Source organism: Streptosporangium sp. NPDC003464, assembly GCF_053588315.1.
The window spans coordinates 1-24,960 of sequence record NZ_JBSFPS010000145.1 but is presented as its reverse complement, the minus strand read 5'-3'; the positions used below and the strand labels follow the sequence as shown (position 1 = coordinate 24,960).

At 72.9% G+C, this 24,960-nt stretch carries 18 protein-coding genes; 7 read left to right on the top strand and 11 right to left on the bottom strand.

Annotated elements, in window-relative coordinates:
• Positions 1–81: 81 nt before the first annotated feature.
• Positions 82–807 carry an MFS transporter gene (locus tag ACWDS7_RS28320; protein WP_451931749.1) on the bottom strand — a complete coding sequence of 242 codons (726 nt, stop codon included), beginning with the start codon at positions 805–807 and terminating at the stop codon, positions 82–84.
• 64 nt (positions 808–871) lie between these two features.
• Here ACWDS7_RS28320 and ACWDS7_RS28315 point away from each other — a divergent pair, with 64 nt between their 5' ends.
• The 4 genes from ACWDS7_RS28315 to ACWDS7_RS28300 all read left to right on the top strand — a co-directional run bounded on the left by ACWDS7_RS28315 (position 872) and on the right by ACWDS7_RS28300 (position 3,856).
• Positions 872–1,891: a LacI family DNA-binding transcriptional regulator gene (locus tag ACWDS7_RS28315; protein ID WP_451931751.1), complete on the top strand. Its 1,020-nt coding sequence runs from the start codon at positions 872–874 to the stop codon at positions 1,889–1,891.
• Positions 1,888–2,025, top strand: coding sequence for a hypothetical protein (locus ACWDS7_RS28310; RefSeq protein ID WP_451931748.1), 138 nt, complete (start codon positions 1,888–1,890; stop codon positions 2,023–2,025). The genes ACWDS7_RS28315 and ACWDS7_RS28310 overlap by 4 nt, the downstream gene beginning before the upstream one ends.
• Positions 2,026–2,378: 353 nt before the next feature.
• Positions 2,379–3,218, top strand: a complete 840-nt coding sequence (locus ACWDS7_RS28305; protein ID WP_451931747.1) for a metallophosphoesterase family protein — start codon at positions 2,379–2,381, stop codon at positions 3,216–3,218.
• Complete coding sequence (locus tag ACWDS7_RS28300) at positions 3,215–3,856, top strand: 4'-phosphopantetheinyl transferase family protein (protein ID WP_306875015.1); 642 nt, start codon at positions 3,215–3,217, stop codon at positions 3,854–3,856. The genes ACWDS7_RS28305 and ACWDS7_RS28300 overlap by 4 nt, the downstream gene beginning before the upstream one ends.
• A 219-nt stretch (positions 3,857–4,075) precedes the next feature.
• Here the strand turns inward: ACWDS7_RS28300 and ACWDS7_RS28295 are convergent, their stop codons facing one another.
• The 10 genes from ACWDS7_RS28295 to ACWDS7_RS28250 form a co-directional block, all read right to left on the bottom strand.
• Entirely contained in the window at positions 4,076–4,744 is a 669-nt protein-coding gene (locus ACWDS7_RS28295) for a response regulator (RefSeq protein ID WP_306875018.1), read from the bottom strand.
• Positions 4,741–7,281, bottom strand: a complete 2,541-nt coding sequence (locus tag ACWDS7_RS28290; protein WP_451931746.1) for a DUF4118 domain-containing protein — start codon at positions 7,279–7,281, stop codon at positions 4,741–4,743. Before ACWDS7_RS28290 ends, ACWDS7_RS28295 begins: the two co-directional genes overlap by 4 nt.
• A gap of 198 nt (positions 7,282–7,479) precedes the next feature.
• Positions 7,480–8,703: an MFS transporter gene (locus ACWDS7_RS28285; RefSeq protein ID WP_306875024.1), complete on the bottom strand. Its 1,224-nt coding sequence runs from the start codon at positions 8,701–8,703 to the stop codon at positions 7,480–7,482.
• A 103-nt stretch (positions 8,704–8,806) separates the two neighbouring features.
• Positions 8,807–10,228: a nitronate monooxygenase gene (locus tag ACWDS7_RS28280; RefSeq protein ID WP_451931745.1), complete on the bottom strand. Its 1,422-nt coding sequence runs from the start codon at positions 10,226–10,228 to the stop codon at positions 8,807–8,809.
• Positions 10,221–10,835: a hemerythrin domain-containing protein gene (locus ACWDS7_RS28275; RefSeq protein WP_451931744.1), complete on the bottom strand. Its 615-nt coding sequence runs from the start codon at positions 10,833–10,835 to the stop codon at positions 10,221–10,223. The genes ACWDS7_RS28280 and ACWDS7_RS28275 overlap by 8 nt, the downstream gene beginning before the upstream one ends.
• Positions 10,836–10,869: 34 nt before the next feature.
• Positions 10,870–11,559: a respiratory nitrate reductase subunit gamma gene (gene narI / locus ACWDS7_RS28270; RefSeq protein WP_306875034.1), complete on the bottom strand. Its 690-nt coding sequence runs from the start codon at positions 11,557–11,559 to the stop codon at positions 10,870–10,872.
• Positions 11,556–12,278, bottom strand: a complete 723-nt coding sequence (gene narJ / locus ACWDS7_RS28265) for a nitrate reductase molybdenum cofactor assembly chaperone (protein WP_451931743.1) — start codon at positions 12,276–12,278, stop codon at positions 11,556–11,558. The genes narI and narJ overlap by 4 nt, the downstream gene beginning before the upstream one ends.
• Positions 12,275–13,825 carry a nitrate reductase subunit beta gene (gene narH / locus ACWDS7_RS28260; RefSeq protein ID WP_306875040.1) on the bottom strand — a complete coding sequence of 517 codons (1,551 nt, stop codon included), beginning with the start codon at positions 13,823–13,825 and terminating at the stop codon, positions 12,275–12,277. The genes narJ and narH overlap by 4 nt, the downstream gene beginning before the upstream one ends.
• The gene (locus ACWDS7_RS28255; protein WP_451931750.1) at positions 13,825–17,457 is read right to left on the bottom strand and encodes a nitrate reductase subunit alpha; all 3,633 of its coding nucleotides are present in this window, start codon (positions 17,455–17,457) and stop codon (positions 13,825–13,827) included. The genes narH and ACWDS7_RS28255 overlap by 1 nt, the downstream gene beginning before the upstream one ends.
• A 132-nt stretch (positions 17,458–17,589) precedes the next feature.
• Positions 17,590–18,759 carry a globin domain-containing protein gene (locus tag ACWDS7_RS28250; RefSeq protein WP_451931742.1) on the bottom strand — a complete coding sequence of 390 codons (1,170 nt, stop codon included), beginning with the start codon at positions 18,757–18,759 and terminating at the stop codon, positions 17,590–17,592.
• A 572-nt stretch (positions 18,760–19,331) separates the two neighbouring features.
• On the opposite strand from ACWDS7_RS28250, the gene ACWDS7_RS28245 reads away from it, so the two are divergent.
• The 3 genes from ACWDS7_RS28245 to ACWDS7_RS28235 all read left to right on the top strand — a co-directional run bounded on the left by ACWDS7_RS28245 (position 19,332) and on the right by ACWDS7_RS28235 (position 24,824).
• Entirely contained in the window at positions 19,332–21,164 is a 1,833-nt protein-coding gene (locus tag ACWDS7_RS28245; RefSeq protein ID WP_451931741.1) for an ABC transporter ATP-binding protein, read from the top strand.
• Positions 21,161–23,008 carry an ABC transporter ATP-binding protein gene (locus ACWDS7_RS28240; protein WP_451931740.1) on the top strand — a complete coding sequence of 616 codons (1,848 nt, stop codon included), beginning with the start codon at positions 21,161–21,163 and terminating at the stop codon, positions 23,006–23,008. Before ACWDS7_RS28245 ends, ACWDS7_RS28240 begins: the two co-directional genes overlap by 4 nt.
• A 148-nt stretch (positions 23,009–23,156) precedes the next feature.
• A complete protein-coding gene (locus ACWDS7_RS28235) occupies positions 23,157–24,824 on the top strand; it encodes a phospholipase D family protein (RefSeq protein WP_451931739.1) in 1,668 nt (555 codons plus the stop codon).
• Positions 24,825–24,960 lie beyond the last annotated feature (136 nt).

Genomic DNA, 24,960 nt, shown 5'->3' with positions numbered 1-24,960 from the left:
GTCCGGCGGCGGGGCGTCCGGCGGGCCATGTCGTCCGGCGGAGACCGGCGTCGGCCGCCCCGGCCCGGAGCGCCCCTCAGGTCACGGGCCGTACCCACCGGAAACGGCGGACTCGGGCCGCTGACCATCGGAGGCACCGGACCCTGGCGGCGGGCCATGACCGTCGGAGGCACCGGACCCCGGTGGCCGGCCATGACCGTCGGAGGCGCCGGGCCCTGGTGGGGGGCCGTACCGGCCGGGGACGCCGGAGCGGTCGCGGGCGACGGCGGCGATGACCGGGCCCGCCCCCACGGCGGCGGCGGTGACCAGTGCGAACGGCACCACCACGGACGCCGCGACACCGCCGAGCAGGCCGGTGGCGAGGCTGGCCACGACCACAGCGGTGGAGAAGACGCCGTGCGCCCGGGTGATGACCGGCCGGCCGGCGGCGCTCTCGGCGGAACCGGCGGCCGCGTTGACGGCCACGTCCGCGGCGCCCGACACCGCGCCGAGCACCGCCAGCCCGGCGGACAGGCTCGGCAGGTCCCTCGCGGTGACGGCCACCGCGACGCCGGCGGCGCCGAGCAGGACGAGCAGGAGCGCGGTCAGCCGGTGCCCCCACCGGTCGACGGCCCGTCCGGCGGTCAGCATCGCCGGCAGCGCCCCGGCACCGATGTACAGCAGCGCCGTGCCCAGCTCCCCGTCGGTGAGCCCGGCCTGGTCCCGGATCGCGGGGACGGACGCGCCCCACACCCCCCAGAAGACTCCGAAGACGGCGAACCCGCAGTAGGCCGCCCTGACCCGCGCTCCGCCCGCTTGGAGAGACATGTGTGTAACGATACACACGTTAAAGTGAGGGATGACAAGAGCTGCATCGCGCCGGCGGCCGACGATGGCGGAGGTGGCCAGGGCGGCAGAGGTGTCGGTGATGACCGTCTCCTACACCTACGCCCGGCCGGAGCGGGTCTCGGAGCAGACCCGCGCCAGGGTCCGCGAGGCCGCCGAGCGGCTGGGATACCCCGGCCCCCACCCGGGTGCGCGCTCGCTCCGGCGGGGCCGCGCGGGCAGCCTCGGGGTGATCCTCGGTGAGCACCTGACCTACGCCTTCGAAGACCCGCAGGCCGCCCGCTTCCTGGCGGGGGTCGCCGAAGTGTGCGCCGGCCACGGCCTGGGGCTCACGATCGTGCCCGTCACCGGCGCTCCGGGCGACGTCGACCGGGTGGCCGAGGCGGCCGTGGACGGCTTCGTGGTGTGGACCACCTCCGACGACGACCCGGTGGTGGACGCGGTCGCCGCCACGGGTCTCCCCGCCGTCGTGCACGGCGGCCCGCGCCGCGACGACCTGTCGTTCGTGGCCGTCGACGACCGGGCGGCGGCCCGCGCGGTGGCCTCGGCGGCCTTCGCCGGCGCCCACCGGCCGATGGTGCTCAGCTTCCCCCTCGACCGCGCGCGGGCCGCCGGCGTGCACCGGGCGCTGGATCCGGCCACGGCGAGCTTCCGGGTGACCCGCCAGCGCCTGCGGGGGTTCCGCGACGCGTGGGCGGAGACCGGCGGCCCGTGGTCGCGGGTGCGCGTGGCCGTCTGCTCCAGGAACAGCGCCCGGGAGGCCGAACGGCTCGCCGCCGACCTGCTGGCCGGCCCGGACGTCCCGGACGCCGTCGCGGCGATGAGCGACGAGCTCGCGCTGGGCCTGCTGCGGACGGCCGGCCGCATGGGCCTGGCCGTCCCCGGCGACCTCGCCGTCACCGGCTGGGACGACACCGACGCGGCCGCCGCCGCCGGCCTGACGACCGTCGCGCAGTCCCTGCGCGACCAGGGCGCCCGATGCGCCCGGCTGGTCCTCGACGAGGAGAGCGGCGGCGGGCCGGTCGAGTGGAGGGTAGTCCAGCGCGGCTCCACCCGGCGGCCGTGAGCCGCGGGGCGCGCACCGGCCAGGCGCGGGCCGACACCGCCCTCGGGTCCGCTCCCCTGACGGAGGAGACGCCCGCGGGCGTGCGGGAGGTCCACGACGAGCTCCTGCGGCCCCTGGTCCACCACCGCTGGTAGAGAGACCCCCGGACGCGGGCCGCACGGACCGCGCGGGCCCTCGTCCCGCTCGGCGGTGGACGTGCGCCACCGATCCAGCGGATCCTGGACAAACATCGCTCATAGCAAGAAACTGGCCCCCGCCCCGGAGGCGGGGCGGCACGGCGACATCCTTACAGGCCCGACCGAAGGAGAAGGACCTTGACGGCAGCCCGTTCCCCGATCCGGCGCTTCCACCCAGCGCCACGGAGCGACGCCCGGGGGGGCCGTCTCCCCCGGCCAGGAGGGACCGCGCCGTCCGGGGCCCTGCCGCCGTCCGCCGGGCCGCTCGCCGTACCCGGCCCGGAGACCGTCGCGGCCGGGGAGGTCCGGGCATGACGTCGCTGCTGGCCATCAGCGACCTGCACATCGGATACCAGGAGAACCGGCGCATCGTCGAGGAGCTGCGGCCCGTCTCCGCCTCCGACTGGCTGCTGGTGGCCGGAGACGTCTCCGAGAAGGTCTCCGACGTCGAGTGGGCGCTGGGCCTGCTCAGCGAGCGCTTCGCCAAGGTGGTGTGGGTCCCGGGCAACCACGAGCTGTGGACCCACCCCTCCGACCCGGTCCAGCTGCGCGGCGAGGAACGCTACCGGCACCTGGTGAAGATCTGCGGCGACCTCGGGGTGACGACCCCCGAGGACCCCTACCCGGTCTGGGACGGGTCGGGCGGGCCGGTCACCGTCGCCCCGCTGTTCGTGCTGTACGACTACACCTTCCGCGTGCCCGGCGTCGCGACGGCGGAGGAGGCGCTCGCCCTCGCCTACGACAAGGGCGTGGTCTGCACCGACGAGGTCTTCCTGCACCCCGACCCCCATCCCTCCCGCCCGGCCTGGTGCTCGGCCAGGGTCGCCGAGACCGAGCGCCGCCTGGCGGCCTGCCCCCCGGGGGTGCCGACCGTGCTCGTCAACCACTATCCGCTGGTCCGCGAGCCGACTCTGGTCATGCACCACCAGGAGTTCGCGATCTGGTGCGGCACCGAGCAGACGGCCGACTGGCACGTGCGCTTCAACGCCCAGGCGGTCGTCTACGGACACCTGCACATCCCCCGCACCACCTGGCACGACGGCGTGCGCTTCGAGGAGGTCTCGCTGGGCTACCCCCGCGAGTGGCGGCCCCGCTCCACCCCGCCCGGCCGGCCGCGCGTGATCCTGCCCGCCCCGCGGGCCGTTCCGTGATCGAGAGGATCCTGCCGTCCTGGGTCGCCTGCGCGGACGCCTTCCGGGACCCGCCCGGCGCGGCGCTGTTCCCCGAGGAGGAGGCCGTCGTCGCCGGGGCGGTGGACAAGAGGCGGCGCGAGTTCACCACCGCCCGTCACTGCGCCCGCCAGGCCCTGTCCCGGCTCGGACTGCCGCCGGCGCCGATCCCGGCCGACGGGGACGGCGCCCCGATGTGGCCCGACGGGGTGGCGGGCGCCATCACCCACTGCGCCGGATACCGGGCGGCGGCCGTCTCCCTGAAGGCCGTCGCCGTCGGCATCGACGCCGAGCCCCACGGGCCGCTGCCCCCGGGGGTCCTGCAGGCCATCGCCCTCGACCGGGAGCGGGACGCGCTGGAACGGCTCGGCGGCCCGGTCCACTGGGACCGGCTGCTGTTCAGCGCCAAGGAGAGCGTCTACAAGGCGTGGTTCCCGCTGGCCCGGCGCTGGCTCGACTTCGAGGAGGCCCTGGTCGCCTTCGAGCCCTCCGGCACCTTCACCGCCCGCCTTCTCGTCCCCGGGCCGCTGGTCGCGGGCCGGCGGCTGACCGGCTTCACCGGACGCTGGCTCGTCGCCGACGGCCTGGCCGTCACCGCCGTCACCCTGCCGGCCGGGTGACGGCGGCCGGGCGGCGGCGGCCCGGTGACGGCGGCCCGGCGAGGACGGCCGGGCGGTGGAAGCCCGGTGACGGCGACCGGGCGGCGGCGGCCCGGCGAGGACGGCCGGGCGGTGGAAGCCCGGTGACGGCGGCCGGGCGGTGGAAGCCTGGTGACGGCGGCCGGGCGGCGGCGGTCGCCGGGCGAGGACGGCCGAGTGGCGGAGGCCCGGTGGCGGGGGTCAGGGCTGGAACCGGTAGCCCATCCCCGGTTCGGTGAGCAGGTGGACCGGGCGCGCGGGGTCGGGTTCGAGCTTGCGGCGGAGCTGGGCCATGTACTGGCGCAGGTAGTTGGTCTCCGTGGTGTGCCTGCTGTCCCACACCTGGGTGAGCATCTGCCGCTGGCTGATCAGTTTGCCCGGGTTGCGCAGCAGGAGTTCGAGCATGCGCCACTCGGTGGGGGTCAGCCGCACTCCCCCGGAGATCGTCTTGTTGGCCAGGTCCACCGTGTGGCCGCCGATCCGGACCTGGGCGGGCTCGGCGTCCTGGACGGCGGTGCGGCGGGTCACCGCCCGCATGCGGGCCAGCAGCTCCTCGATGTTGAACGGCTTGGTGACGTAGTCGTCGGCGCCCGCGTCCAGGGCCTCGATCTTGTCCTGGTTCCCGGCCCGCCCGGAGAGCACGATGATCGGCACGGCGGTCCAGCCGCGCAGCCCGTGGATGACGTCCACGCCGTCGATGTCGGGCAGCCCGAGGTCGAGAACGATCAGGTCGGGGTGCCAGTCGGCGGCCTGCCGCAGGGCCGATCCCCCGTCCGGGGCCAGTGCCACCTCGAAGTGCCGGGCGAGGAGGTTGATCCGCATGGCCCGCAGGATCTGCGGTTCGTCGTCGACGACGAGGACGCGCGTCATGTGCGTGCCCGCGAGGGGACGGACAGTGTAAGGATCATGGTGAGACCTCCCCCTGGCGTTTCCTCCGGAACAAGCATCCCTCCCATCGCCTCCGCCAGCCCCCGGGACAGGGCCAGCCCCAGCCCGACGCCCGTGTGGTTGTCCCGGTCGCCCAGCCGCTGGAACGGCATGAAGACACGGTCGTGCGCCTCGGGCGGGATGCCGGGGCCGCGGTCGACGACCCGGATCTCGACGTGGTCGCCGTGCCGGCTGGCGGTGATGAGGACCTTCCTGCCCGCCGGACTGTAGCGCACGGCGTTGGACATGACGTTGACCAGGATCCGCTCCAGCAGCGCGGGGTCGGCGAGGATCTCGGGCAGGTCCACGGAGATGTCGCCCTCGACGCGGTCGCGGAGCGGGCCGAGGTCGTCGATCGAGCGCGGGATGACCTCTTCCAGCGCGACCGGCTGCAGGGTCAGGCCGAGCACGCCCGCCTGCAGGCGGCTCATGTCGAGCAGGTTGGCGACCAGCCGGTCGAGTTTGACCAGGGACTCCTCGGCGGTGGCCAGCAGTTCCTCGCGGTCCTCCGCGCTCCACTCGATCTCGGTGCCGCGCAGGCTCCCGACGGCGAGCCTGGCCGAGGCGAGCGGGCTGCGCAGGTCGTGGCTGACCGCGGCGAGCAGGGCGGTGCGCATCTTGTCGGCCTCGGCCAGCGGCCCGGCCAGGTCCGCCTCCCGGCGCAGGCGCTCCTGGCGCAGCGCCACCGCCGCCTCCGCGGCGAACGCCTCCAGCACCCGCCGGTCGGCGGCGTCGAGCAGCCGGCCGCGCGCAGCGAGCACCAGGTCCCCGTCGATCGCCACGTCGGTGTCGGCGTCCCCCGGGCAGCCGCAGGGCGGCCCGCCCGAGGTCGCCACGATCCGCCACGCCCCCGGCACGGACTGGTCGTCCGGGGCGGGCTCGCCGACGCGTTCCAGCAGCGTCACCGAGGTCAGGGTGAAGGTCTCGCGCAGCCGTGCCAGCAGGGACGGCAGCGCCGCCTCGCCGCGCAGCACGTGACCCGCCAGGGTCGACAGCACCTCGGCGTCCGCCCGCGCCCGCGCCGCCTCCCGCGTGCGCCGGGCCGCCAGGTCCACGACCGCGCTCACCATGGCTGCCACCAGGACGTAGACGCTCAGCGCGAGCAGATTGTGCGGGTCGGAGACGGTGAACCGGCCGAAGGGCGGCGTGAAGTGGTAGTTGAGCAGGAGGAAGCCGGCCACGGCGGCGGTGAGGGCCGGCCACATGCCGCCCACCAGCGCGACGCCGACGACCGTGAGCAGGAACAGCAGGATCGCGCCGGGCAGCGTCAGGTCGGCCCTGAAGGGGAGCAGCGCGGCGGTGAACGCCGGGATGCCCAGCAGCGCCATGGCCCAGCCGGCGAGCCTGCGGGTGCGGGTGAGCGCGGCCCTCGGCCGGCCGGCCCGCCCGCCCCTGCCCACCTCGGCATGGGTGATCATGTGGACGTCGATGGAGCCGGACAGCGCGGTGGCGGTCACCCCGACGCCCCGGGAGAACAGCTGGGCGAACCGGCCCCTGCGGGAGGCGCCGAGCACCAGCTGCGTGGCGTTCACGCCGCCGGCGAAGTCGAGGAGCGCGCGTGGCACGTTCTCCCCCATCACCTGGTGGTAGGTGCCGCCCAGGCTCTCCACCAGCGCCCGCTGGCGCGCCAGGTGCGCCGGGTCGCCCCCGCCCAGCCCGTCGGAGAGGGTGACGTGCACCGCCAGCAGGTCGGCTCCCTTGGTCCTGGCCGCGATGCGGGCGGCCCGCCGTACCAGCGTGTCGCCCTCGGGGCCGCCGGTCAGCGCGACCACGACGCGCTCGCGGGCCTCCCAGGTCCCGGCGATGCCGTGGTCGGCGCGGTACTGGTCGAGCTGGTCGTCGACCTTGCCCGCGAGCCAGAGCAGGGCCAGCTCGCGCAGGGCGGTCAGGTTGCCCACCCGGAAGTAGTTGGACAGCGCCGCGTCGATCTTCTCCGGGGCGTAGATGTTGCCGTGGGCCATCCGGCGGCGCAGCCCGTCCGGCGGCATGTCCACCAGCTGCACCGCGTCGGCCCGCCGCACCACCTCGTCGGGCACGGTCTCGCGCTGCGGCACCTCGGTGATCTGCTGGACGACGTCGTTGAGCGAGTCGAGGTGCTGGATGTTGACGGTGGAGATGACGTCGATGCCGGCGTCGAGGATCTCCTCGACGTCCTGCCAGCGCTTGGCGTTCTTCGAGCCCGGCACGTTGGTGTGCGCCAGCTCGTCGATCAGCGCCACCTTCGGCGCGCGCGCGACGACCGCCTCGACGTCGAGCTCGGTGAAGGTCGTCCCCCGGTAGGGGATGGTCCTGCGGGGGACGACCTCGATGCCCTCGATCAGCTCGGCGGTGCGGGGGCGGCCGTGGGTCTCGACGAGGCCCACGACCACGTCGGTGCCCCGCGACAGCCTCCGGTGCCCCTCGTCGAGCATCGCGAAGGTCTTGCCGACACCGGGGGCCGCGCCCAGATAGACGCGCAGCCGACCGCGTGCCCTGTTCATCGGCCGCCCCTTCGCATCGCTCACCCCGCGGGCCGCCCGCCCCCCGGCGGACGGTCCCCTGTTCCGATCATCCCCTGTCCGGGGCCGGGGTGAGCAGCCGGACCTCCGCTCGATGCGGGCGCGCATCCGGCGGACGTGAGCACGGGGGCGCGGCGAGCACGACGTCGGACGGACCCGGCCGACCACATACCCGGACGGCTACGTCACCGGGGTGAGGCGTCGCGAGGCCGTCAGGCGGACCACGGTCATCGTCAGCACCACGGTCAGCGCCGAGGTCGCGGCCAGCAGCGCCAGGCCGAACCCGTAGGAGCCGAGCTCGCCGTAGAGGAAGCCCATCAGCAGCGGCGGCACGAACCCGCCCAGCCCGCCCGCGGCGCCGACCAGCCCGGTGACCGCGCCGACCCTGTCGGCCGGCGCGGCCTGCGCGACGAGCGCGAAGGTGGCGCCGCTGCCCGCACCCAACGCGGCGGCCATGGTCAGGAAGGCGATCGTGCCCACCGGCATCAGACCGGGCGTGAGGGCCTGGACCGCCGCCGCGATCGCGACCACGGCGAACACGCCGGCCAGGACCGGGATCGGGCCGATCCGGTCGGACAGCCAGCCGCCGATCGGCCGCATCACGACCGCGAGGACCACGAACCCGGCCATGCGGTCGGCGGCGTCGGCCTGCTCCAGCCCGTAGCCGGTCTGCAGGTAGGCGGGCAGGTAGACGGAGAAGGCGACGTAGCCGCCGAACGCCACGGCGTACAGGACGCAGGCCTGCCAGGTGATCGCCAGTTTGGCGGTGGCCGCGAGCCGTCCCGACAGCGGCTGCGCCGAGACGGCGCGGCCTGGCGCATCGCGCATGACCAGCCAGGCGACGGCGGCGTAGAGAGCCAGCGCGACCGCGGTGATGAGGAAGGGGGTGGCCGAGCCGCCGGCCTTGACGAGCTTGACCGTGGTCAGGGCGCTGATCGCGGTGCCGCCCATGCCCGCGCCGAAGATGCCGATGGCCAGGCCACGGCGGTGCGGCGGGAACCAGGCATTGACGAACGGCACGCCCACCGCGAACACCGTTCCGCCGATGCCCAGGAAGAAGCCGCCGACCAGCAGCATCGGCAGCGAGTTCTGCCCGGCCACGCCGATGAACACGACGGGCACGATGGTGGCGGCCGAGATCAGCGGGAACATCACCCTGCCGCCGAAGCGGTCGGTGAGCGCGCCGACCGGGATACGGCCCAGCGACCCGACGATCACCGGGACGGCGACCAGCAGGGCCTGCTGGGCGGCCGACAGGCCGAGCAGGTCCTTGAACCGCGGCCCCAGCGGGCTGAGCAGCGCCCAGGCCCAGAAGTTCAGCGCGAATCCGAGGGTCGCCAGGCCGAGCATGAGCGCGGGTCTGCCGCCGACGGCGGCCGGGTCCTTCTTGTCGGTCATCGTCATCTTCCCTCATTGCTGTCATCACGCATCAGCGCGTGCTGTCTGTTACATCCCGGCTCAGGGGTCCGGTGCGGGGTGCCGGCCAGGGCTCTCGGTGAGGTGCCGGTCATGCGGGTGCCCCCAGCAGGATGCGGTGCACGACGTCGGCGGCCGAGTGGTCCTCGGGCAGCCCGTCGAGGAAGGCGGCGTCCTGGCCCAGGGTGAGCAGGGCGGGCTCACGGTAGCCGTCGCCGCGGTGCTGGCCCAGGCCGATGGCGGCGGTCAGACCGTTGCACAGGCATTGGCGGCTCGCGGCCTCCTCGGCGGGCCTGCCCTTGCGCACGTAGGTGTCGACGGGTTCGGCGGGGCAGCGGTAGCCGATCGCGCCGTCGGGCTTGACGTACGGGGTGCGCAGGTAGCCCAGGTCGCACAGCCGGGGCCGCTGCTCGTGGACCCCGGGATCGGACAGGGTCCCGGGCACCTGCGCGACCTTGAACGGGAAGCCGGTCGGCGAGGCGCGCGGGTCGTTGCGGACCTCCAGGGTCCCGGCGGCGGCCTCGCGCAGCAGGCGGCGCCTGAGCCCGTCGTCGAGTCCGGATTCGCGGCACAGCGCGAACGCCGAGCCGACCTGGATGCCGGTGGCCCCCGCGGCCAGCGCCCGGGCCATCCCGTCGGGCGTGCCGTAGCCGCCGGCCAGCCAGAACGGCAACCCGAGCGCCGCGACCCTGCCGGTGTCGACCTCGTCGCGCGGGCCGTACAGCGGTTCGCCGGCCGCGTCCAGTTGCAGGCGGCCGCGCGGCGGCGCGCTGTGCCCACCGGCCACCGGCGTCTCCAGGACGAACCCGTCGGGCCGTGCCTGCGGGGAGCGGGCCAGGTAGGTGGCCAGCACGTGGGAGGAGACGATCGCCAGCAACTTCGGCCGCCGCAGTGGCTCGGCCGGGCGGGGCGACAGCGCGGCGGGGTCGAGGCCGATCGTGTGCCGCGTGTCGTCGGCGCCGGCCACGGCGACCGTGATCTCGGCCGGGCGGTGCGCGGCGAACTCGTCGAGCAGGTACGGGATCTCCGCCGGAATGCCGGCGCCCATCAGCACGTAGTCGACGCCGGCCAGCATCGCCCCGTAGACGGCGGCCGGCGTGGCCAGCTGGATCTTCTCCAGGTAGTTGACGCCGATCAGGCCGTCGTGCCCCTGCCGGGCGAGGAAGACCTCGGCGAAGTTGGCGACCACGATCAGCTCGTCGCGGGCGCGGTTGGGCCGCAGCCCGAGCCGGGGCACCGGCCGGTACGGCTGCCCGGGCTCCGTCCCGCCGGGCACGAAGTAGCGGCCCAGCACCCGCTCGGCGATCGCGGGCACCGGGAAGCAGGCCAGCGCCCGGCGCAGGTGCCCCCCGGGATCGCCGAGCTGCAGCCGGCGGGCCAGGGTGACGTCCAGCGCGGTGCCCGACACCACGCCGAGCTGCCCGGTCCGGGCGACTGCGCGCGCCAGCCGCCATCCGGACACCGCGACGCCCATGCCACCCTGGATCAGGACGGGGAGCGCGGCCTCAGACACGACGCGCCCGCATCGTACGCGCCCAGGTCAGCAGGTCGGCGTCCGTCTCCCTGGCCACGTCGCGGGTGGCGAGGATGTGCACGACGTCGTCCTCCGGCAGTGTCTCCACCATGATCGACAGGCCGTCGCAGTCGCTCACGTGCGGCAGGATCGCGCGCACCAGCTCGATTCCCCGCGCGGCCTGGTCCTCGCCGATCTCCTCCAGGTCGTTGAGCATCGCCGCCTCCGCCAGTTCGGCGAGCTCGCGGATGTTGCGGATCGTGTCGTCGTGGTCGCTGAGCAGCTTGTCCACGTGATCTCCGCCGAAGATGGGCAGCAGGCCCGGGTACATGGCCTCTTCCTCGTAGCGGAAGTGCGGCCCGATGGTCGCCGACAGTGTCTCGACCAGCTTCCTGATCCGCGCCGAGTCGCCGCCCCTGAAGGCGTCGATCAGCGCGAGCAGCAGATCCCTGACCTCGCGATGCTCGGCGTGGAACGCTTCGGTGAAGTGATCGGCGATGGACAGCACGCAGTCCTCCAGCTGTGGGATGGGCGCTCGCGCGGTGACGGGAGTGCCGGTCCGCATGGGTCCGCCGTCCGGCGGCACCGCCACCTGGACAACGCTCATTCCTCGCTCCTTGCCGTGAAACGCTGGATGCCGGTCATCGACGCGCGCCGAGCGGGGTGCGTCGCCGGTAGACGACGTAGGGCCGCCACAGGTACGCGAGCGGCGCCGACCACACGTGGACGAGCCTGGTGAACGGCCAGATCGCGGTGAGCACCCACGCCGACAGCGCGTGCAGCTGGAAGATCAGCGGCACGTCCGCCATCAGGTCGGGGTCGGGGCGGAAGGTCAGGACGCCGCGGAACCAGACGGCGATGGTGGCGCGGTAGTCGTAGCCGCCGCCGAGCAGGTTCTTGCCCACGGTCGCGGTCATGCCGAGCAGGATCACCGCCGCCAGCACGGTGAACAGGACCTTGTCCGCGCGGGTCGTGGTGCGGCGCACCCGCGGGCTGGTGAAGCGGCGGGCCAGCAGCAGCCCCAGTCCCGCGACCACCATGATCCCGGCCACGGTTCCGGCGCTCACCGACACCAGGTGGTAGAGGTGCTCGTCGACGCCGACCGCCTCGGTCAGGCTCTTCGGGACGAGCAGGCCGAGCACGTGACCGCCGATGGCGGCGAACGCGCCGAGGTGGAACAGCGGGGAGCCGAGCCGCAGCAGCCGGCTCTCCAGCACCTGCGTGGTACGCGTCGTCCAGCCGAACTGGTCGACGCGCCAGCGCCAGACGTGACCGACAACGAAGATCGTCAAAGCGATGTAGGGCACGACCACCCAGAGCGCGACGCTCACGGCCGCACCTCCAATCCGTTCAGGGGCGGGCCGAACGGGGCCAGCCCCACATCCTCGGCGGGCGGTCCCGCCAGGGCGAGATCGGCCACCGCGGCCCGCTCGGCCTCCGACAGGCCGGGCAGCTCGGCGCAGAGCGCGTCGAGGACGCGCGCGTACGGCGAGCCGCCCTCGTGCAGCGCGGTGCGGATCAGCTCCAGGCCCTTGCGGTGCTGGCGCAGCGCCGCCTCGCCGGCGGCGGGCCCGGCCAGGGCGGCGAACTCGCAGACCACGGGGAGGAAGTCGGGCAGCTCGCCCTCCGGTGGGGTGAGCCCGGCCACCCGGTAGCGCTGCTTGATCGTCAGCAGGGCCATGCCGCGGCGGCGGGTGTCGCCGTGCAGGTAGTAGGTGAGGTAGAGGCTGGACTTGCGGCGCAGGTCGAACGTCTCGACGTAGGCGCGCGCCAGCGCCATCGGCTCGGTGGCGCGGAACCACTCGACGAACCCCGTCAGCGACTCGCGCGCCGCCGACTCCGGCAACCGGTCCACGGCCGCGGCCAGCTCCTCACGCGCGGCGATCAGGCCGGGGTCGGGATACTGAAGCAGCAGCGACACCAGCCGGAGCAGCGTCGCCCGGTCCTGCGGGCAGAGCTCGGGCAGCGCGCGCCCGGCGCGCCGGGCGGGCTCGCTGTGCGGGCCGGGCGCGGCGGGCGCGGGGCGGCGGGGCCAGGTGGTGAGCTTCACGCCGTGCCTCCCTTGCCGACGAAGAGCTTGAGCCCCATGCGGCCGTCGCCGCGGCGCCCGGTCACGCCGGTCGGGTGGAACTCGCTCATCCCGGGCCCGCCGTCACCGTCCAGGCTGCACCCGTCCATCTGGGCGGACAGCGCGGCGGCGTCCTCGCGGTGGGCGGCGGGCACGACGTAGCGCTCGTCGTACTTGGCGATGGCCAGCAGCCGGTACATCTCCTCCATGTCCTCCGCCGTCATCCCGGCCGACTCCAGCAGGTCCGAGGCCACGCTGCCGTCGAGGGTGCGGGCCCGCATGTACGAGCGCATGGCCGACAGCTTCATCAGCACCCCGGCCACGACCTCGGTGTCCCCGGCCGAGAACAGGCCGGCCAGATACTCCAGCGGGATGCGCAGGTCGGTGATGGCGTGGAAGACGTTGTCCGGGTCGTCGGCGTCGGCGCCCATGCCGGTGACGGCGTCGAGCACCGGCGACAGCGGCGGGATGTACCAGACCATGGGCAGCGTGCGGTACTCGGGGTGCAGCGGCAGCGCCACCCGGTAGCGCATGGCCAGCCGGTAGATCGGCGAGCGTCGCGCGGCCTCGATCCAGTCCTCGCTGATCCCGCCCGCCCGGGCGGCCGCGGCCACCTCGGGATCGTCGGGGTCGAGGAAGACCTGGCGCTGGGCCTCCAGCAGGTCGCGCGGGTCGGCGACGCGGGCGGCATCGAGGACGGCGTCGGCGTCGTACAGGATGAGGCCGATGTAGCGCAGCCGGCCGACGCAGGTCTCCGCGCACACGGTCGGCTGTCCCGCCTCGATGCGGGGGAAGCAGAACGTGCACTTCTCGGCCTTGCCGGTCTTGTGGTTGACGTACACCTTCTTGTACGGGCAGGACGAGACGCACATGCGCCAGCCGCGGCAGCGGTCCTGGTCCACCAGGACGATGCCGTCCTCCTCCCGCTTGTACATCGCGCCGGAGGGACAGGCGGCGACGCAGGCCGGGTTGAGGCAGTGCTCGCAGATGCGCGGCAGGTGGAACATGAAGGTCTGGTCGAACTCCATCTTCACCTTCTCGGCCATGGCCGCGAGGTTGGGGTCGCCGTGGGCGTGCTCGGGGGCGCCGCCGAGGTCGTCCTCCCAGTTCGCGCCCCACGTGATGTTCATGTCCTTGCCGGTGATGGCCGACTTGGGGCGGATGACCGGGACGTGCGGCCCGGCGGGGGCGTTGATGAGGGTGTCGTAGTCGTAGGTGGCCGGCTCGTAGTAGTCGTCCAGGTCCGGCAGGTCCGGGTTGGCGAACAGGTTGAGCAGCCGCTTGACCCGGCCGCCGGCGCGGAGCTTGAGCCGCCCGCGCCGGTCGAGCTCCCAGCCGCCGTGCCAGCGCTCCTGGTCCTCGTAGCGTTTGGGGTAGCCGACACCCGGCTTGGTCTCGACGTTGTTGAACCAGACGTATTCCACGCCGTCCCGGTTGGTCCACGTCTGCTTGCAGGTGACCGAGCAGGTGTGGCAGCCGATGCACTTGTCCAGGTTCATCACCATGGCTACCTGTGCCATGACGCGCATCAGTAGGTCACCTCCTGGCCGCGGCGGCGGATCACGGTGACCTCGTCACGCTGGTTGCCGGTCGGCCCGTAGTAGTTGAAGGCGTAGGTGAACTGCGCGTACCCGCCGATGAGGTGGCTGGGCTTGAGCAGCAGCCGGGTGAGGGAGTTGTGCACGCCGCCGCGCCGGCCCGATCTCTCGGTGAGCGGCACGTTCACGTTGCGGTCCTTGGCGTGGTACATGTACACGGTCCCGGCCGGCATGCGGTGCGAGACGACCGCCCTGGCCGCGACCACGCCGTTGCGGTTGTACGCCTCGATCCAGTCGTTGTCGGCGACCCCGATCGCGGCGGCGTCCTCGACGCTCATCCAGATCGTCGGTCCGCCTCGCGAGAGGGCGAGCATGTAGGCGTTGTCCTGGTATTCGGAGTGGATGGACCACTTCGAGTGCGGGGTCAGGTAGCGCACGGTGACCTCGGCCGCCCCGCCCTCGCCCTGGTCGCCGTAGTGGCGGCGCATGTTGAGCGGCGGCCGGTAGGCGGGCAGTTGCTCGCCCAGCTCGATGATCCAGTCGTGGTCGAGGAAGAACTGCTGGCGGCCCGTCAAGGTGTGCCAGGGCTTGTCCCGCTCGACGTTGATCACGAAGGCGGAGTAGCGGCGCCCGCCGGTCTCCGACCCGGACCACTCGGGCGAGGTGATCACCGGCTGCGGCCTGGACTGCGTGTCGGCGAACGTGATGCGCTTGCCCTCGTGCTCGGCCGACAGGTCGGCCAGTTCCGTGCCGGTGCGCCGCTCCAGGCTCTCGAAGCCCTGGGTGGCCAGGCGGCCGTTGGTGGTGCCCGACAGCGCGAGGATGGCCTCGCACATCCGGTCGGCGGTGTCCAGCGAGACGCGTCCTTCGCCGGTGGTGCCGTTCTTGCTGGCCAGGTAGTCGAGCTCCGGACCGACCCGGTAGGTCACGGCCTTGGTCGTCAGTCCCAACTCGGCGAAGAGCGGCCCGATGGAGCGCATGCGCTCGCCGATGGCGGCGTAGTCGCGCTCGATCGCCACGATCTTCGGCATCGTCTTGCCGGGTACGGGCTCGCACTCGCCGTGTTTCCAGTCCCGCACCCGGCCGCCCGGCTGGGCGAGCTCGTCGGGGGTGTCGTGCGTGAGCGGAACGGCCAGCACGTCGGTGCGCCTGCCCAGGTGATCGGCGGCCAGCTCGGAGAAGCGGTCGGCGAGGGCGAGGAAGGCGTCGTAGTCGCTGCGGGTCTGCCACGGCGGGGCGATGGCCGGGTTGAACGCGTGCACGAACGGGTGCATGTCCGTGCTGGACAGGTCGTGCTTCTCGTACCAGGTGGCGGCCGGGAGCACGACGTCGGAGAACAGCGCCGTGGACGTCATCCGGAAGTCGATCGCGGTGAGCAGGTCGAGCTTGCCCTCGGCGGCCTCCTCGCGCCAGGTCACCTCGGTCGGGTGCAGCCCTTCCTGGTTACGGGTCTCGGCGTCGGTGCCGAGCAGGTGCCGCAGGAAGTACTCGTTGCCCTTGCCCGAGGAGCCGAGCAGGTTGGCCCGCCACACGGTCAGCACGCGGGGGAAGTTGGCCGGGTCGCCCGGGTCCTCGGCGGCGAAGCGGAGACCTCCGGACTTCAGCTCGTTCACGACGTGCTCGGCCACCGGTACGCCGGCCCGGTCGGCCTCGTCGGCGAGGGTGAGCGGATTGCGGTTGAAGGTCGGGTGCGAGGGCAGCCAGCCGAGCCTCGCGGCCTGGGCGTTGCAGTCGGCGAACGACTTGCCGTCGAAGGTGCCGGAGCCGAGCGGGCTGGCGAGTTCGGCCGCCCCGAACTGCTCGTAACGCCACTGGTCGGTGGCCAGGTACCAGAACGCGGTCCCGGCCATGTGCCGGGTCGGCCGCTGCCAGTCGAAGGCGAAGGCGAGGTGCTGGAAGCCGGTGATCGGGCGGACCTTCTCCTGGCCGACGTAGTGCGCCCAGCCGCCGCCGTTGACGCCCTGGCAGCCGGTCAGCAGCACCAGCGTGAGGAAGGAGCGGTAGATCTGGTCGGAGTGGAACCAGTGGTTGGTGCCCGCGCCCATCGCGATCATCGACTTGCCCCGGGTCCGCTCGGCGTTGCGGGCGAACTCGCGGGCGATCCTGGCGATCGTCGCGGCGGGCACCGAGGTGATCTCCTCCGCCCACGCGGGCGTGTACGGCTGGCTCGCGTCCAGATACGACTGCGGCCACTCGCCCGGCAGGTCGCGGGCGACACCGTACTGGGCCATGAGCAGGTCGAAGACCGTGGTGACCAGCTTGCCGCCCACCTCGGTGACCGGCACGCCACGGCGCATGATCGAGCCGCCCTCGGTGGCGCCCTCGTCGAAGCGCGGCAGGTCGACGGCGACCGCCCGCTCCGACCGGTCCAGCAGCGTCAGCTCCGGGACCGCGCCGTCCAGGCCGAGGTTCCAGCGGCCCTCGCCCTCCTGGCCCCAGCGGAAGCCCAGCGAGCCGTTCGGCACCACGGCCTCGCCCGTCCCGGAGTCCAGGAAGACGGTCTTGAACTCGGCGTTCTCGCTGGTGTCGCCCCCGTCCTCAAGCAGGTCGGCGGCGGTGAGGAAGCGGCGCGGTACGTACGCGTCGCCGCGCGGCTCCAGCGTCACCAGGAACGGAAGATCCGTATATTTCCGGACGTAGTCGGTGAAGTAAGGGACCTGGCGGTCGCGGAAGAACTCCGTCAGCGTGACGTGCCCCATGGCCATGGCGAGCGCGCCGTCCGTGCCCGGGTGCGGCGCCAGCCAGTCGTCGGCGAACTTGACGTTGTCGGCGTAGTCGGGACTGACCGCGACCACCTTGGTGCCCTGGTAACGGGCCTCGGTCATGAAGTGAGCGTCCGGGGTGCGGGTGACCGGGATGTTGGAACCCCACATGATCAGGTAGCGGGAATTCCACCAGTCGGCCGACTCCGGCACGTCCGTCTGGTCGCCCCACACCTGCGGGGAGGCGATCGGCAGGTCGGCGTACCAGTCGTAGAAGGACAGCAGCGTGCCGCCGATCATCGACAGGAACCGCGTGCCGGCCGCGAACGACGCCATCGACATGGCCGGGATCGGCGAGAACCCCACCACCCGGTCGGGGCCGTACTGCTTGACCGTGTGCACGTGCGCCGCGGCCATCAGCTCCAGGACCTCGTCCCAGTCGGAGCGGACGAACCCGCCCTTGCCGCGCGCCCGCTTGTACGCCCGCGCCCGCTCCGGGTCGCCGGTCAGCTCCGCCCACGCCAGCACCGGGTCGCCCAGCCTGGCCTTGGCCTCGCGCCACATCTCCAGCAGCACGCCCCGCACGTACGGGTAGCGCACCCGCGAGGGGGAGTAGGTGTACCAGGAGAAGGACGCGCCGCGGGGGCAGCCGCGCGGCTCGTACTCGGGCGAATCGGGGCCGACCGACGGGTAGTCGGTCGCCTGGTGCTCCCACGTGATCAGGCCGTCCTTGACGAACACCTGCCACGAGCACGATCCCGTGCAGTTCACGCCATGCGTCGAGCGCACCACCTTGTCGTGCGCCCACCGGTCCCGGTAGAAGCGGTCCCAGCCGCTGGGGTTGATCTGGTGCAGGGTGCGGCCGTCGGCCGACACCTCCGATTTGGTGAAGAACGCACGGGCGGCGAGCAACGGCCCCATGCCGGGGGTGGAGTCAATATCAGTCACAGGTCTTCCTCGCCCCAGGGGTAACAGCGGACATAGATCATGATTCGGGCTGACCACCCGGCTGCGGCAGGGACCAAAGTCCCTGACCGCCGGCCCGATGGACCATCAGTTCGCCCCCAGCCACAGATCCGGGCCGAAGACCTCGTAGTGGATGTCGCGGGCCGCCACCCCGGCCCGCATCAGCCGGGCGCGCACGTCACGCATGAACGGCATCGGACCGCACAGATAGGCGACCGCGCCGTCCGGGATCTCGACCCCGTCCAGGTCCATCAGGCCGTCGCGGTCGGGGGCGGCCGCGCCGCTCTCGTACCAGAAGACCCGCTCGACGGCCGGCCGCAGCATGTCCTCACGCAGCGCGTGCTCGGCCGGCGAGCGGTCGGCGTGCAGCACCAGGACACGGCGGCTCGAACCGGTGGCGACCAGGTGATCGAGCATCGCCACCATGGGCGTGCAGCCGATGCCCGCCGACACCAGCACCAGCGGTGCGTCCCCGTCCTCCAGCGTCACCTCGCCGAACGGCGCCGACAGGGTGAGCTCGTCACCCGGCCGCACGGTGGTGTGCAGCAGCGTGGACACCTCGCCGGCGGGGTCGCCGTCCACGCGCTTGACCGTGATCCTGCGCAGCCTGTCCTCGCCGGCGTTCGACAGCGTGTACTGGCGCAGCTGGTGCACGCCGTCGGGCATGCGGACGCGGACGCTGACGTACTGGCCGGGGCGCGCGGGCGGGACCGGGTCGTCGTCGGCCGGGCGCAGCAGGAACGAGACCACGTCCGGGGTCTCGTCCCGGCGGGCGACGACCCGCCACCGCCGCCACGTGTCGCCGCCGCGCGCGCCGGCCTCGGCGTAGATGCGGGCCTCCATCGCGATGAGCGCGCCGGCCATCAGCCAGTACACCTCGTCCCAGGCCGCGGCGACCTCCGCGGTGACGGCCTCGCCCAGCACCTCGGCGATGGCGCCGAACAGGTACTTGTGAACGATCACGTACTGGTCGTCGGTGACGCCCACCGCGGTGTGCTTGTGGGCGATGCGGGCGAGCAGGGCGTCGGGCCGCTCGTCGGGGTGGTCCAGGAGCACGGTGGCGAACGAGGCGATGGAGCCGGCCAGCGCCCTGCGCTGCTCGCCGTTGGCCTGGTTGCCCCGGTTGAACAGGCCGTCGAGCAGCTCCGGCCGCTCGCTGAACATCGTCTCGTAGAACCGTGTGGTGATGGCGTCGAGCGAGGCGCCGACAACCGGCAGCGTGGCACGGACGATGGCGGCTGATTCCGCGGACAGCATGAAGCCTCCAGAAGCACGGTGAGGGGGACGCGCGACTGCGGCCCGGACCAGGCTAGAAGGACCCGGCAGGCCGTTCACCGAGGCGAATGTCCGCACTTCCAGGGCCGAAAGTCCCTAGCAAGACACAGATCTCCTCCGGCTGGAGGAGCGCGGTCCGCTCCGGTCGGAAGAGCGCGGCCGCCACGCCGCCGCGGGCGGCCACGGCGTGGCCGGGGCACGGCGGGGACGGGAGGGGTCCGGCCCGGCCGCCCACCCTGCGGACACCATGAGTTACAGAACGGACACTCTGGGGATAATTGTCGGCGCCCCGCCCGGTCGGGAGACTCTGACCGTCACCCGGTGCCGGACGGCCGGGCGGGGGACGCCGCTCAGCGCGACACCGCCGGATGTTCACGGCGCGGAAAACCGGTTGACGGGAGTCTTAGCCTTATTGGGCTTCTGCCCAGGAACGGTGATCAATTCAACGGAACCCGTGAGGAGTGTGCTGCCTGCTGATGCCCCCTGATACCGACGCCCCCGGGCGAGATACCGCAACCCATCAGTCCCCGACCCCCCGTCCGCACCGCGGCAGGATGGACTCGCTGTGGCGGATGAAGTCCTACCTCCGCCCCTACACCACCCGCCTGCTGCTCATCTGGATACCGGCCTTCGCCGGGATCGCCATCGGCATCGTCATCCCGCTGATCGGCAAGGAGATCATCGACGGCCCCGTCGCCCGCGGTGACACCGGAGCGCTCCTCCCCCTGGCACTGCTCGCCCTGGCGCTGGGCGTGATCGAGGCGCTCCTCATCTTCCTGCGCAGATGGTTCCTGGCCGACGCCGTCCTCGGCCTGGAGACCACGATCCGCGACGACCTCTACCGGCACCTGCAGCGGCTGCCGATGAGCTTCCACGGCGCCTGGCAGTCCGGCCAGCTGCTCTCCCGCGCCACCACCGACCTGTCGGCGATCCGGCGCTTCCTCGGCTTCGGGCTGCTCTTCCTCGTCCTGATCATCGTCCAGATCGTGACCGTGACGGGGCTGCTGCTGCAGATGTACTGGCCGCTCGGCCTGCTGGTCGCCGTGTCGGCGGTCCCGGTCGTGGTCACCTCGCTGCGCTTCGAGCGGAGCTACATCACCGTCTCCCGCCAGGTCCAGGACGAGCAGGGCGACCTCGCCACCGTGATCGAGGAGTCCGCCGTCGGCATCCGCACGATCAAGGCCTTCGGCCGCGGCCGCCACGTCTCCGGTGTCTTCGACGACGGGGCCCGCAAGATCTACCGGACCTCGATGGAGAAGGTACGGCTCTCGGCCAGGTTCTTCACCTTCCTGGAGGTCATCCCGAACGTCACGCTCGCCAGCGTGCTGCTGCTCGGCGCGCTCGCGGTCGGCTCGGGATCGCTGACACTGGGCACGCTGGTGGCCTTCACCACGCTGATGCTGCAGCTGGTGTGGCCCGTCTCGGCCCTCGGCTTCATCCTGGTGATGGCCCAGGAGGCGATGACCTCGGCGGACCGGGTGATGGAGGTGCTCGACACCGACCCGGAGATCGCCGGAGGCACGCACGTGATCGAGCACCCCCGCGGGCACCTGCGCTTCGAGGGCGTGGAGTTCCGCTTCCCGGGCGCCGAGAAGCCGGTGCTCCGCGACGTCTGGCTGGAGGTGCGGCCGGGAGAGACGGTCGCGATCGTGGGCGCGACGGGTTCGGGCAAGACCACGCTGACCGCCCTCGTCCCCCGCCTGTACGACGTCAGCGCGGGCCGGGTGACGATCGACGGGCACGACGTGCGGGACCTGTCGCTGCCCGCCCTGCGCTCGATGGTCGCCACGGCCTTCGAGGAGCCGACCCTGTTCTCCATGAGCGTCAGGGAGAACCTCACCCTCGGGCGGCACGACGCCACCGAGGAGGAGATCGAGCAGGCGCTGCGGGTGGCCCAGGCCGGGTTCGTCCACCAGCTGCCGTGGGGGCTGGAGACCAGGATCGGCGAGCAGGGCATGTCCCTGTCCGGCGGCCAGCGTCAGCGCCTCGCCCTGGCCCGCGCGGTCCTCAGCCGGCCGAAGGTCCTCGTGCTGGACGACACCCTGTCGGCGCTGGACGTCGAGACCGAGGCACTGGTGGAGGAGGCGCTCCGGCACGTCCTGCGGGACGCCACCGGGATCGTCGTCGCGCACCGCGCCTCCACCGTCCTGCTCGCCGACAAGGTGGCCCTGCTGCTGGACGGCACGATCGCGCACGTCGGCCGCCACCACGAGCTGATGGCGAGCGTGCCGGAGTACCGGTCGCTGCTGTCGGCGGACCTGGACGACACCCCGGAGGGGCCGTCCCGCCCGGACGGACCGGACGGCGCCCCGGACGACCTGGGCAGCCTGGACGGCGAGCTGGACGACCTGGACGGCGGCCTGGACAGCGAGGGGGCACTGCGATGAGCCAGAGCACGACACAGGGCTGGCGCGGCGTCGCCGCCGAGAACCAGGACGACCTGTCGGAGCAGGTGTCGTTCCTGCTCCGCACCCGGTCACGGCGGCTGCTCGGCGAGCTGCTGCGGCCCTACCGCAGGGAGATCGTCCTGCTCGTCGCGGTCATCGTGATCTGCAACGCCGCCGCCCTCGCCATCCCCTACCTGATCAAGGTGGGCATCGACACCGGCATCCCGCCGATGGTGGCGGGCCAGGGGCCGGCCACGCTGGTGACGGTCGTCGTGGCGGTGCTGGCCGCGGCGGTCATCCAGGCGGCCACCCGGCAGGTGTTCCTGCGGATGGCGGGCCGCATCGGCCAGAACATCCTGCTGGAGCTACGGCGGCGGGTCTTCGGCCACTTCCAGAGGCTGTCGCTGTCCTTCCACGACGACTACACCTCGGGCCGGGTCGTCGCCAGGCTCACCTCCGACATCGAAGCCATCTCCGAGATGCTGCAGTCGGGCTTCGACGGCCTCGTCACGGCCGTGCTGACGCTGACCGGCACCGCGGTCGTGCTGCTCGTCCTCGACGTCCACCTCGCCGTGGTCGCGCTGCTGCCGCTGCCGGTCCTGCTGCTGTTCACCCGCTGGTTCCGGCGGCAGTCGAGCATCACCTACCGCAGGACCCGGGAGACCGTGGCGCTGGTGATCGTCCACTTCGTGGAGTCGATGACCGGCATACGGGCGGTCCAGGCGTTCCGCAGGGAGCCGCGCAACCAGGAGATCTTCGCCCAGCTCAACGCCGACTACCGGGACGCCAACGTACGGAGCATGCACCTGATCTCGGTCTTCATGCCGGGAGTCAAGCTCATCGGGAACGTCACGGTCGCCGCCGTCCTGTTCTACGGCGGCTGGCTGGCCATCGGCGGCGACGTCACGGTGGGCGTGCTCGCGGCGTTCCTGCTCTACCTGCGCCAGTTCTACGAGCCGATGCAGGAGATTTCCCAGTTCTACAACACCTTCCAGTCCGCGGGGGCCGCCCTGGAGAAGCTCTCCGGCGTGCTGGAGGAACGGCCCGCGGTGGCCGAGCCGCGCGATCCCGTGACGCTGGAGCGGCCACGCGGGGAGATCCGGTTCGAGGAGGTGGAGTTCTCCTACCTGGACGGCACCCCGGTGCTGTCCCGGATGGACCTGGTGATCCCGGCGGGCCAGAGCGTGGCGGTGGTCGGCACCACCGGGGCGGGGAAGACCACGCTGGCGAAGCTGGTCTCCAGGTTCTACGACCCGGTGGCCGGCCGCGTGCTGCTCGACGGGGTGGACCTGCGCGATCTCGGCGAGGATTCGCTGCGCGGCGCGGTGGTCATGGTGACGCAGGAGAACTTCCTGTTCACCGGCTCGGTCGCCGACAACATCAGGTTCGGCCGGCCCGGCTCGACCATGGCCGAAGTGGTCGAGGCCGCCCGGGCCATCGGCGCCCATGACTTCATCTCGGCGCTTCCCGAGGGCTACGACACCCAGGTCGCCAAGCACGGCGGCCGGCTGTCGGCCGGCCAGCGGCAGCTCGTGGCGTTCGCCCGGGCCTTCCTCGCCGATCCGGCGGTGCTGATCCTCGACGAGGCGACCTCCAGCCTGGACGTCCCCGGTGAGCGGCTGGTGCAGCGGGCGATGCGGACGATCCTGGCGGAACGGACCGCCCTGATCATCGCGCACCGGCTGTCGACCATCGAGATCGCCGACCGGGTGCTCGTGATGGACAGCGGCGGGATCGCGGAGGACGGCCCGCCCGACCAGCTCGTCGCGCGGGACGGCCGCTTCGCCGGCCTGCACCGGGCCTGGCTGGAGAGCATCTCGGATCTCCCGAGGACCCCCGGCTAGACCGGACGGCCGGGCAGAGGCCGGGCACCGGGCCGCGGGCATACGGCCCGGCGCACGGACGCGCATACGGACGGGCTCCACACGCGTGGAGCCCGTTCCCGCCGGCGCGCAACGTGAAACGGAGGTAAAAAGGGGTAGCCCGCACCGGATGAAGGCAGACCACTCATCGTCCACCAGCCGGGCGAGCCTGGACTTCAAGCGCAGCCCGCACCGGATGAAGGCAGACAGCTGGTTCCTCACCGGTGCCGAACGCGGCAACCCGGCGTCCCGGATCGACGCCCGGCACGACGGCGACACCGCCTGGTCGAGCGGGAACGCCGTACGCCCCGTCCCGCACGGCGCGCCGTACTTCACCGAGCTGCTGGCCCGCGTCCGCGAGCTGCGCGCCGGAGACCTGCTGCTGTTCACCGACTGGCGCGGCGATCCCGGCGAGCGGCTGGACGGCCCCGGCACCGAGGTCGCCGAGGTGTTCGCCGCGGCCGCGCGGCGCGGTGTCGTGGTGAAGGGTCTCCTGTGGCGCTCGCACTGGGACCGGTTCCGCTTCAGCGAGGCCGAGAACCGCCACCTGGGGGACGCCATCGAGGCCGCCGGCGGGGAGTGCCTGCGTGACATGCGCGTCCCACCCGGCGGCTCGCACCACCAGAAGCTCGTGGTGCTGCGGCACCGCGCCGACCCCCGGCGCGACATCGCCTACGTCGGCGGCATCGACCTGTGCTGGAGCCGCCGGGACGACGCCTCCCACGCCGGGGACACCCAGGCCGCCCCCATGGCCGAGGTGTACGGCGCGCGCCCGCCCTGGCACGACGTGCAGGCCGCGATCGAGGGACCGGCCGTCGGCGACGTCGAAGCCGTGTTCCGGGAGCGCTGGGAGGACCCCGGGCCGCTGACCCGCAACCCCCTGCACCGCCTCGCCGACCTGGTGCGGCGGGAGGACACCCGGCCGGATCCGCTGCCGCCGCAGTTCCCCGATCCGCCCGCCTGCGGCCCGCACGCCGTACAGCTCCTGCGGACCTACGCCCACCGGCGCACGCGCTACCCGTTCGCCCCGCGGGGAGAACGCAGCGTCGCCCGCGGCTATCTCAAGGCGCTGCGCCGGGCCCGCTCCCTCATCTACATCGAGGACCAGTATCTGTGGTCGCCGCAGATCGCCGAGTCCTTCGCCGAGGCGCTCAAGGTCAACCCGGACCTGCTGATGATCAGCGTCCTCCCGCTCCACCCCGACCAGGACGGCGCGCTCAACGGCACCCCCCAGATACTGGGCCGCAACCAGGCCCTGTCCATCCTCAAGGAGGCGGGCGGAGACCGCTTCGCGGTGTACGGCCTCGAGAACCGGCAGGGCACTCCGGTCTACGTCCACGCCAAGGTCTGCGTGATCGACGACGTGTGGGCGACGATCGGCTCGGACAACTTCAACCGCAGGTCCTGGACCTACGACTCCGAGCTGACCTGCGCGGTGCTCGACGGGACCCCGGACGGCCGGGAGCCCGCCGACCCGGCGGGCCACGGGGACGGCGCTCGCCGCTTCCCCCGCGACCTGCGGCTGACCCTCGCGCGCGAGCACCTCGACCGTCCCGACCTGCCCGACGCGGACCTGCTGGCCCCGGAGTCGTTCTTCGCCGCCTTCGCCGCCTCCGCCGAGGCCCTCGAACGGTGGCACGCCGAGAGCCGCCGGGGGCCGCGGCCGGATGGACGGCTCCGGCTGTACGAGCCGTCGCCGCTGTCGCCCCTGACCACCGTCTGGGCCGCCCCGCTCTACCGGATCGTGTGCGACCCCGACGGGCGGCCCCGCGCCATGCGCCGGAGCGGCACCTACTGATCACCTCCGGCGCCCCGGCCGCCGATCGCCGGGGCTGTTGAGGTGGGGGTGGTCAGGTGTCCTTGATGTCGCAGACGGTGGCGCCGGCGGTGACGCTCTCGCCCACCCCGGCCCGTAGCCCGGTCACGGTGCCCGC

Excerpts from the sequence above, each read along its gene's own strand:
- ACWDS7_RS28320 (WP_451931749.1), bottom strand. The coding sequence starts at position 807 with ATGTCTCTCCAAGCGGGCGGAGCGCGGGTCAGGGCGGCCTACTGCGGG.
- ACWDS7_RS28315 (WP_451931751.1), top strand. The coding sequence starts at position 872 with ATGGCGGAGGTGGCCAGGGCGGCAGAGGTGTCGGTGATGACCGTCTCC.
- ACWDS7_RS28305 (WP_451931747.1), top strand. The coding sequence starts at position 2,379 with ATGACGTCGCTGCTGGCCATCAGCGACCTGCACATCGGATACCAGGAG.
- ACWDS7_RS28295 (WP_306875018.1), bottom strand. The coding sequence starts at position 4,744 with ATGACGCGCGTCCTCGTCGTCGACGACGAACCGCAGATCCTGCGGGCC.
- ACWDS7_RS28290 (WP_451931746.1), bottom strand. The coding sequence starts at position 7,281 with ATGAACAGGGCACGCGGTCGGCTGCGCGTCTATCTGGGCGCGGCCCCC.
- ACWDS7_RS28285 (WP_306875024.1), bottom strand. The coding sequence starts at position 8,703 with ATGACGATGACCGACAAGAAGGACCCGGCCGCCGTCGGCGGCAGACCC.
- ACWDS7_RS28275 (WP_451931744.1), bottom strand. The coding sequence starts at position 10,835 with ATGAGCGTTGTCCAGGTGGCGGTGCCGCCGGACGGCGGACCCATGCGG.
- narH (WP_306875040.1), bottom strand. The coding sequence starts at position 13,825 with ATGCGCGTCATGGCACAGGTAGCCATGGTGATGAACCTGGACAAGTGC.
- ACWDS7_RS28255 (WP_451931750.1), bottom strand. The coding sequence starts at position 17,457 with ATGGGGCCGTTGCTCGCCGCCCGTGCGTTCTTCACCAAATCGGAGGTG.
- ACWDS7_RS28250 (WP_451931742.1), bottom strand. The coding sequence starts at position 18,759 with ATGCTGTCCGCGGAATCAGCCGCCATCGTCCGTGCCACGCTGCCGGTT.
- ACWDS7_RS28245 (WP_451931741.1), top strand. The coding sequence starts at position 19,332 with ATGGACTCGCTGTGGCGGATGAAGTCCTACCTCCGCCCCTACACCACC.
- ACWDS7_RS28240 (WP_451931740.1), top strand. The coding sequence starts at position 21,161 with ATGAGCCAGAGCACGACACAGGGCTGGCGCGGCGTCGCCGCCGAGAAC.
- ACWDS7_RS28235 (WP_451931739.1), top strand. The coding sequence starts at position 23,157 with ATGAAGGCAGACCACTCATCGTCCACCAGCCGGGCGAGCCTGGACTTC.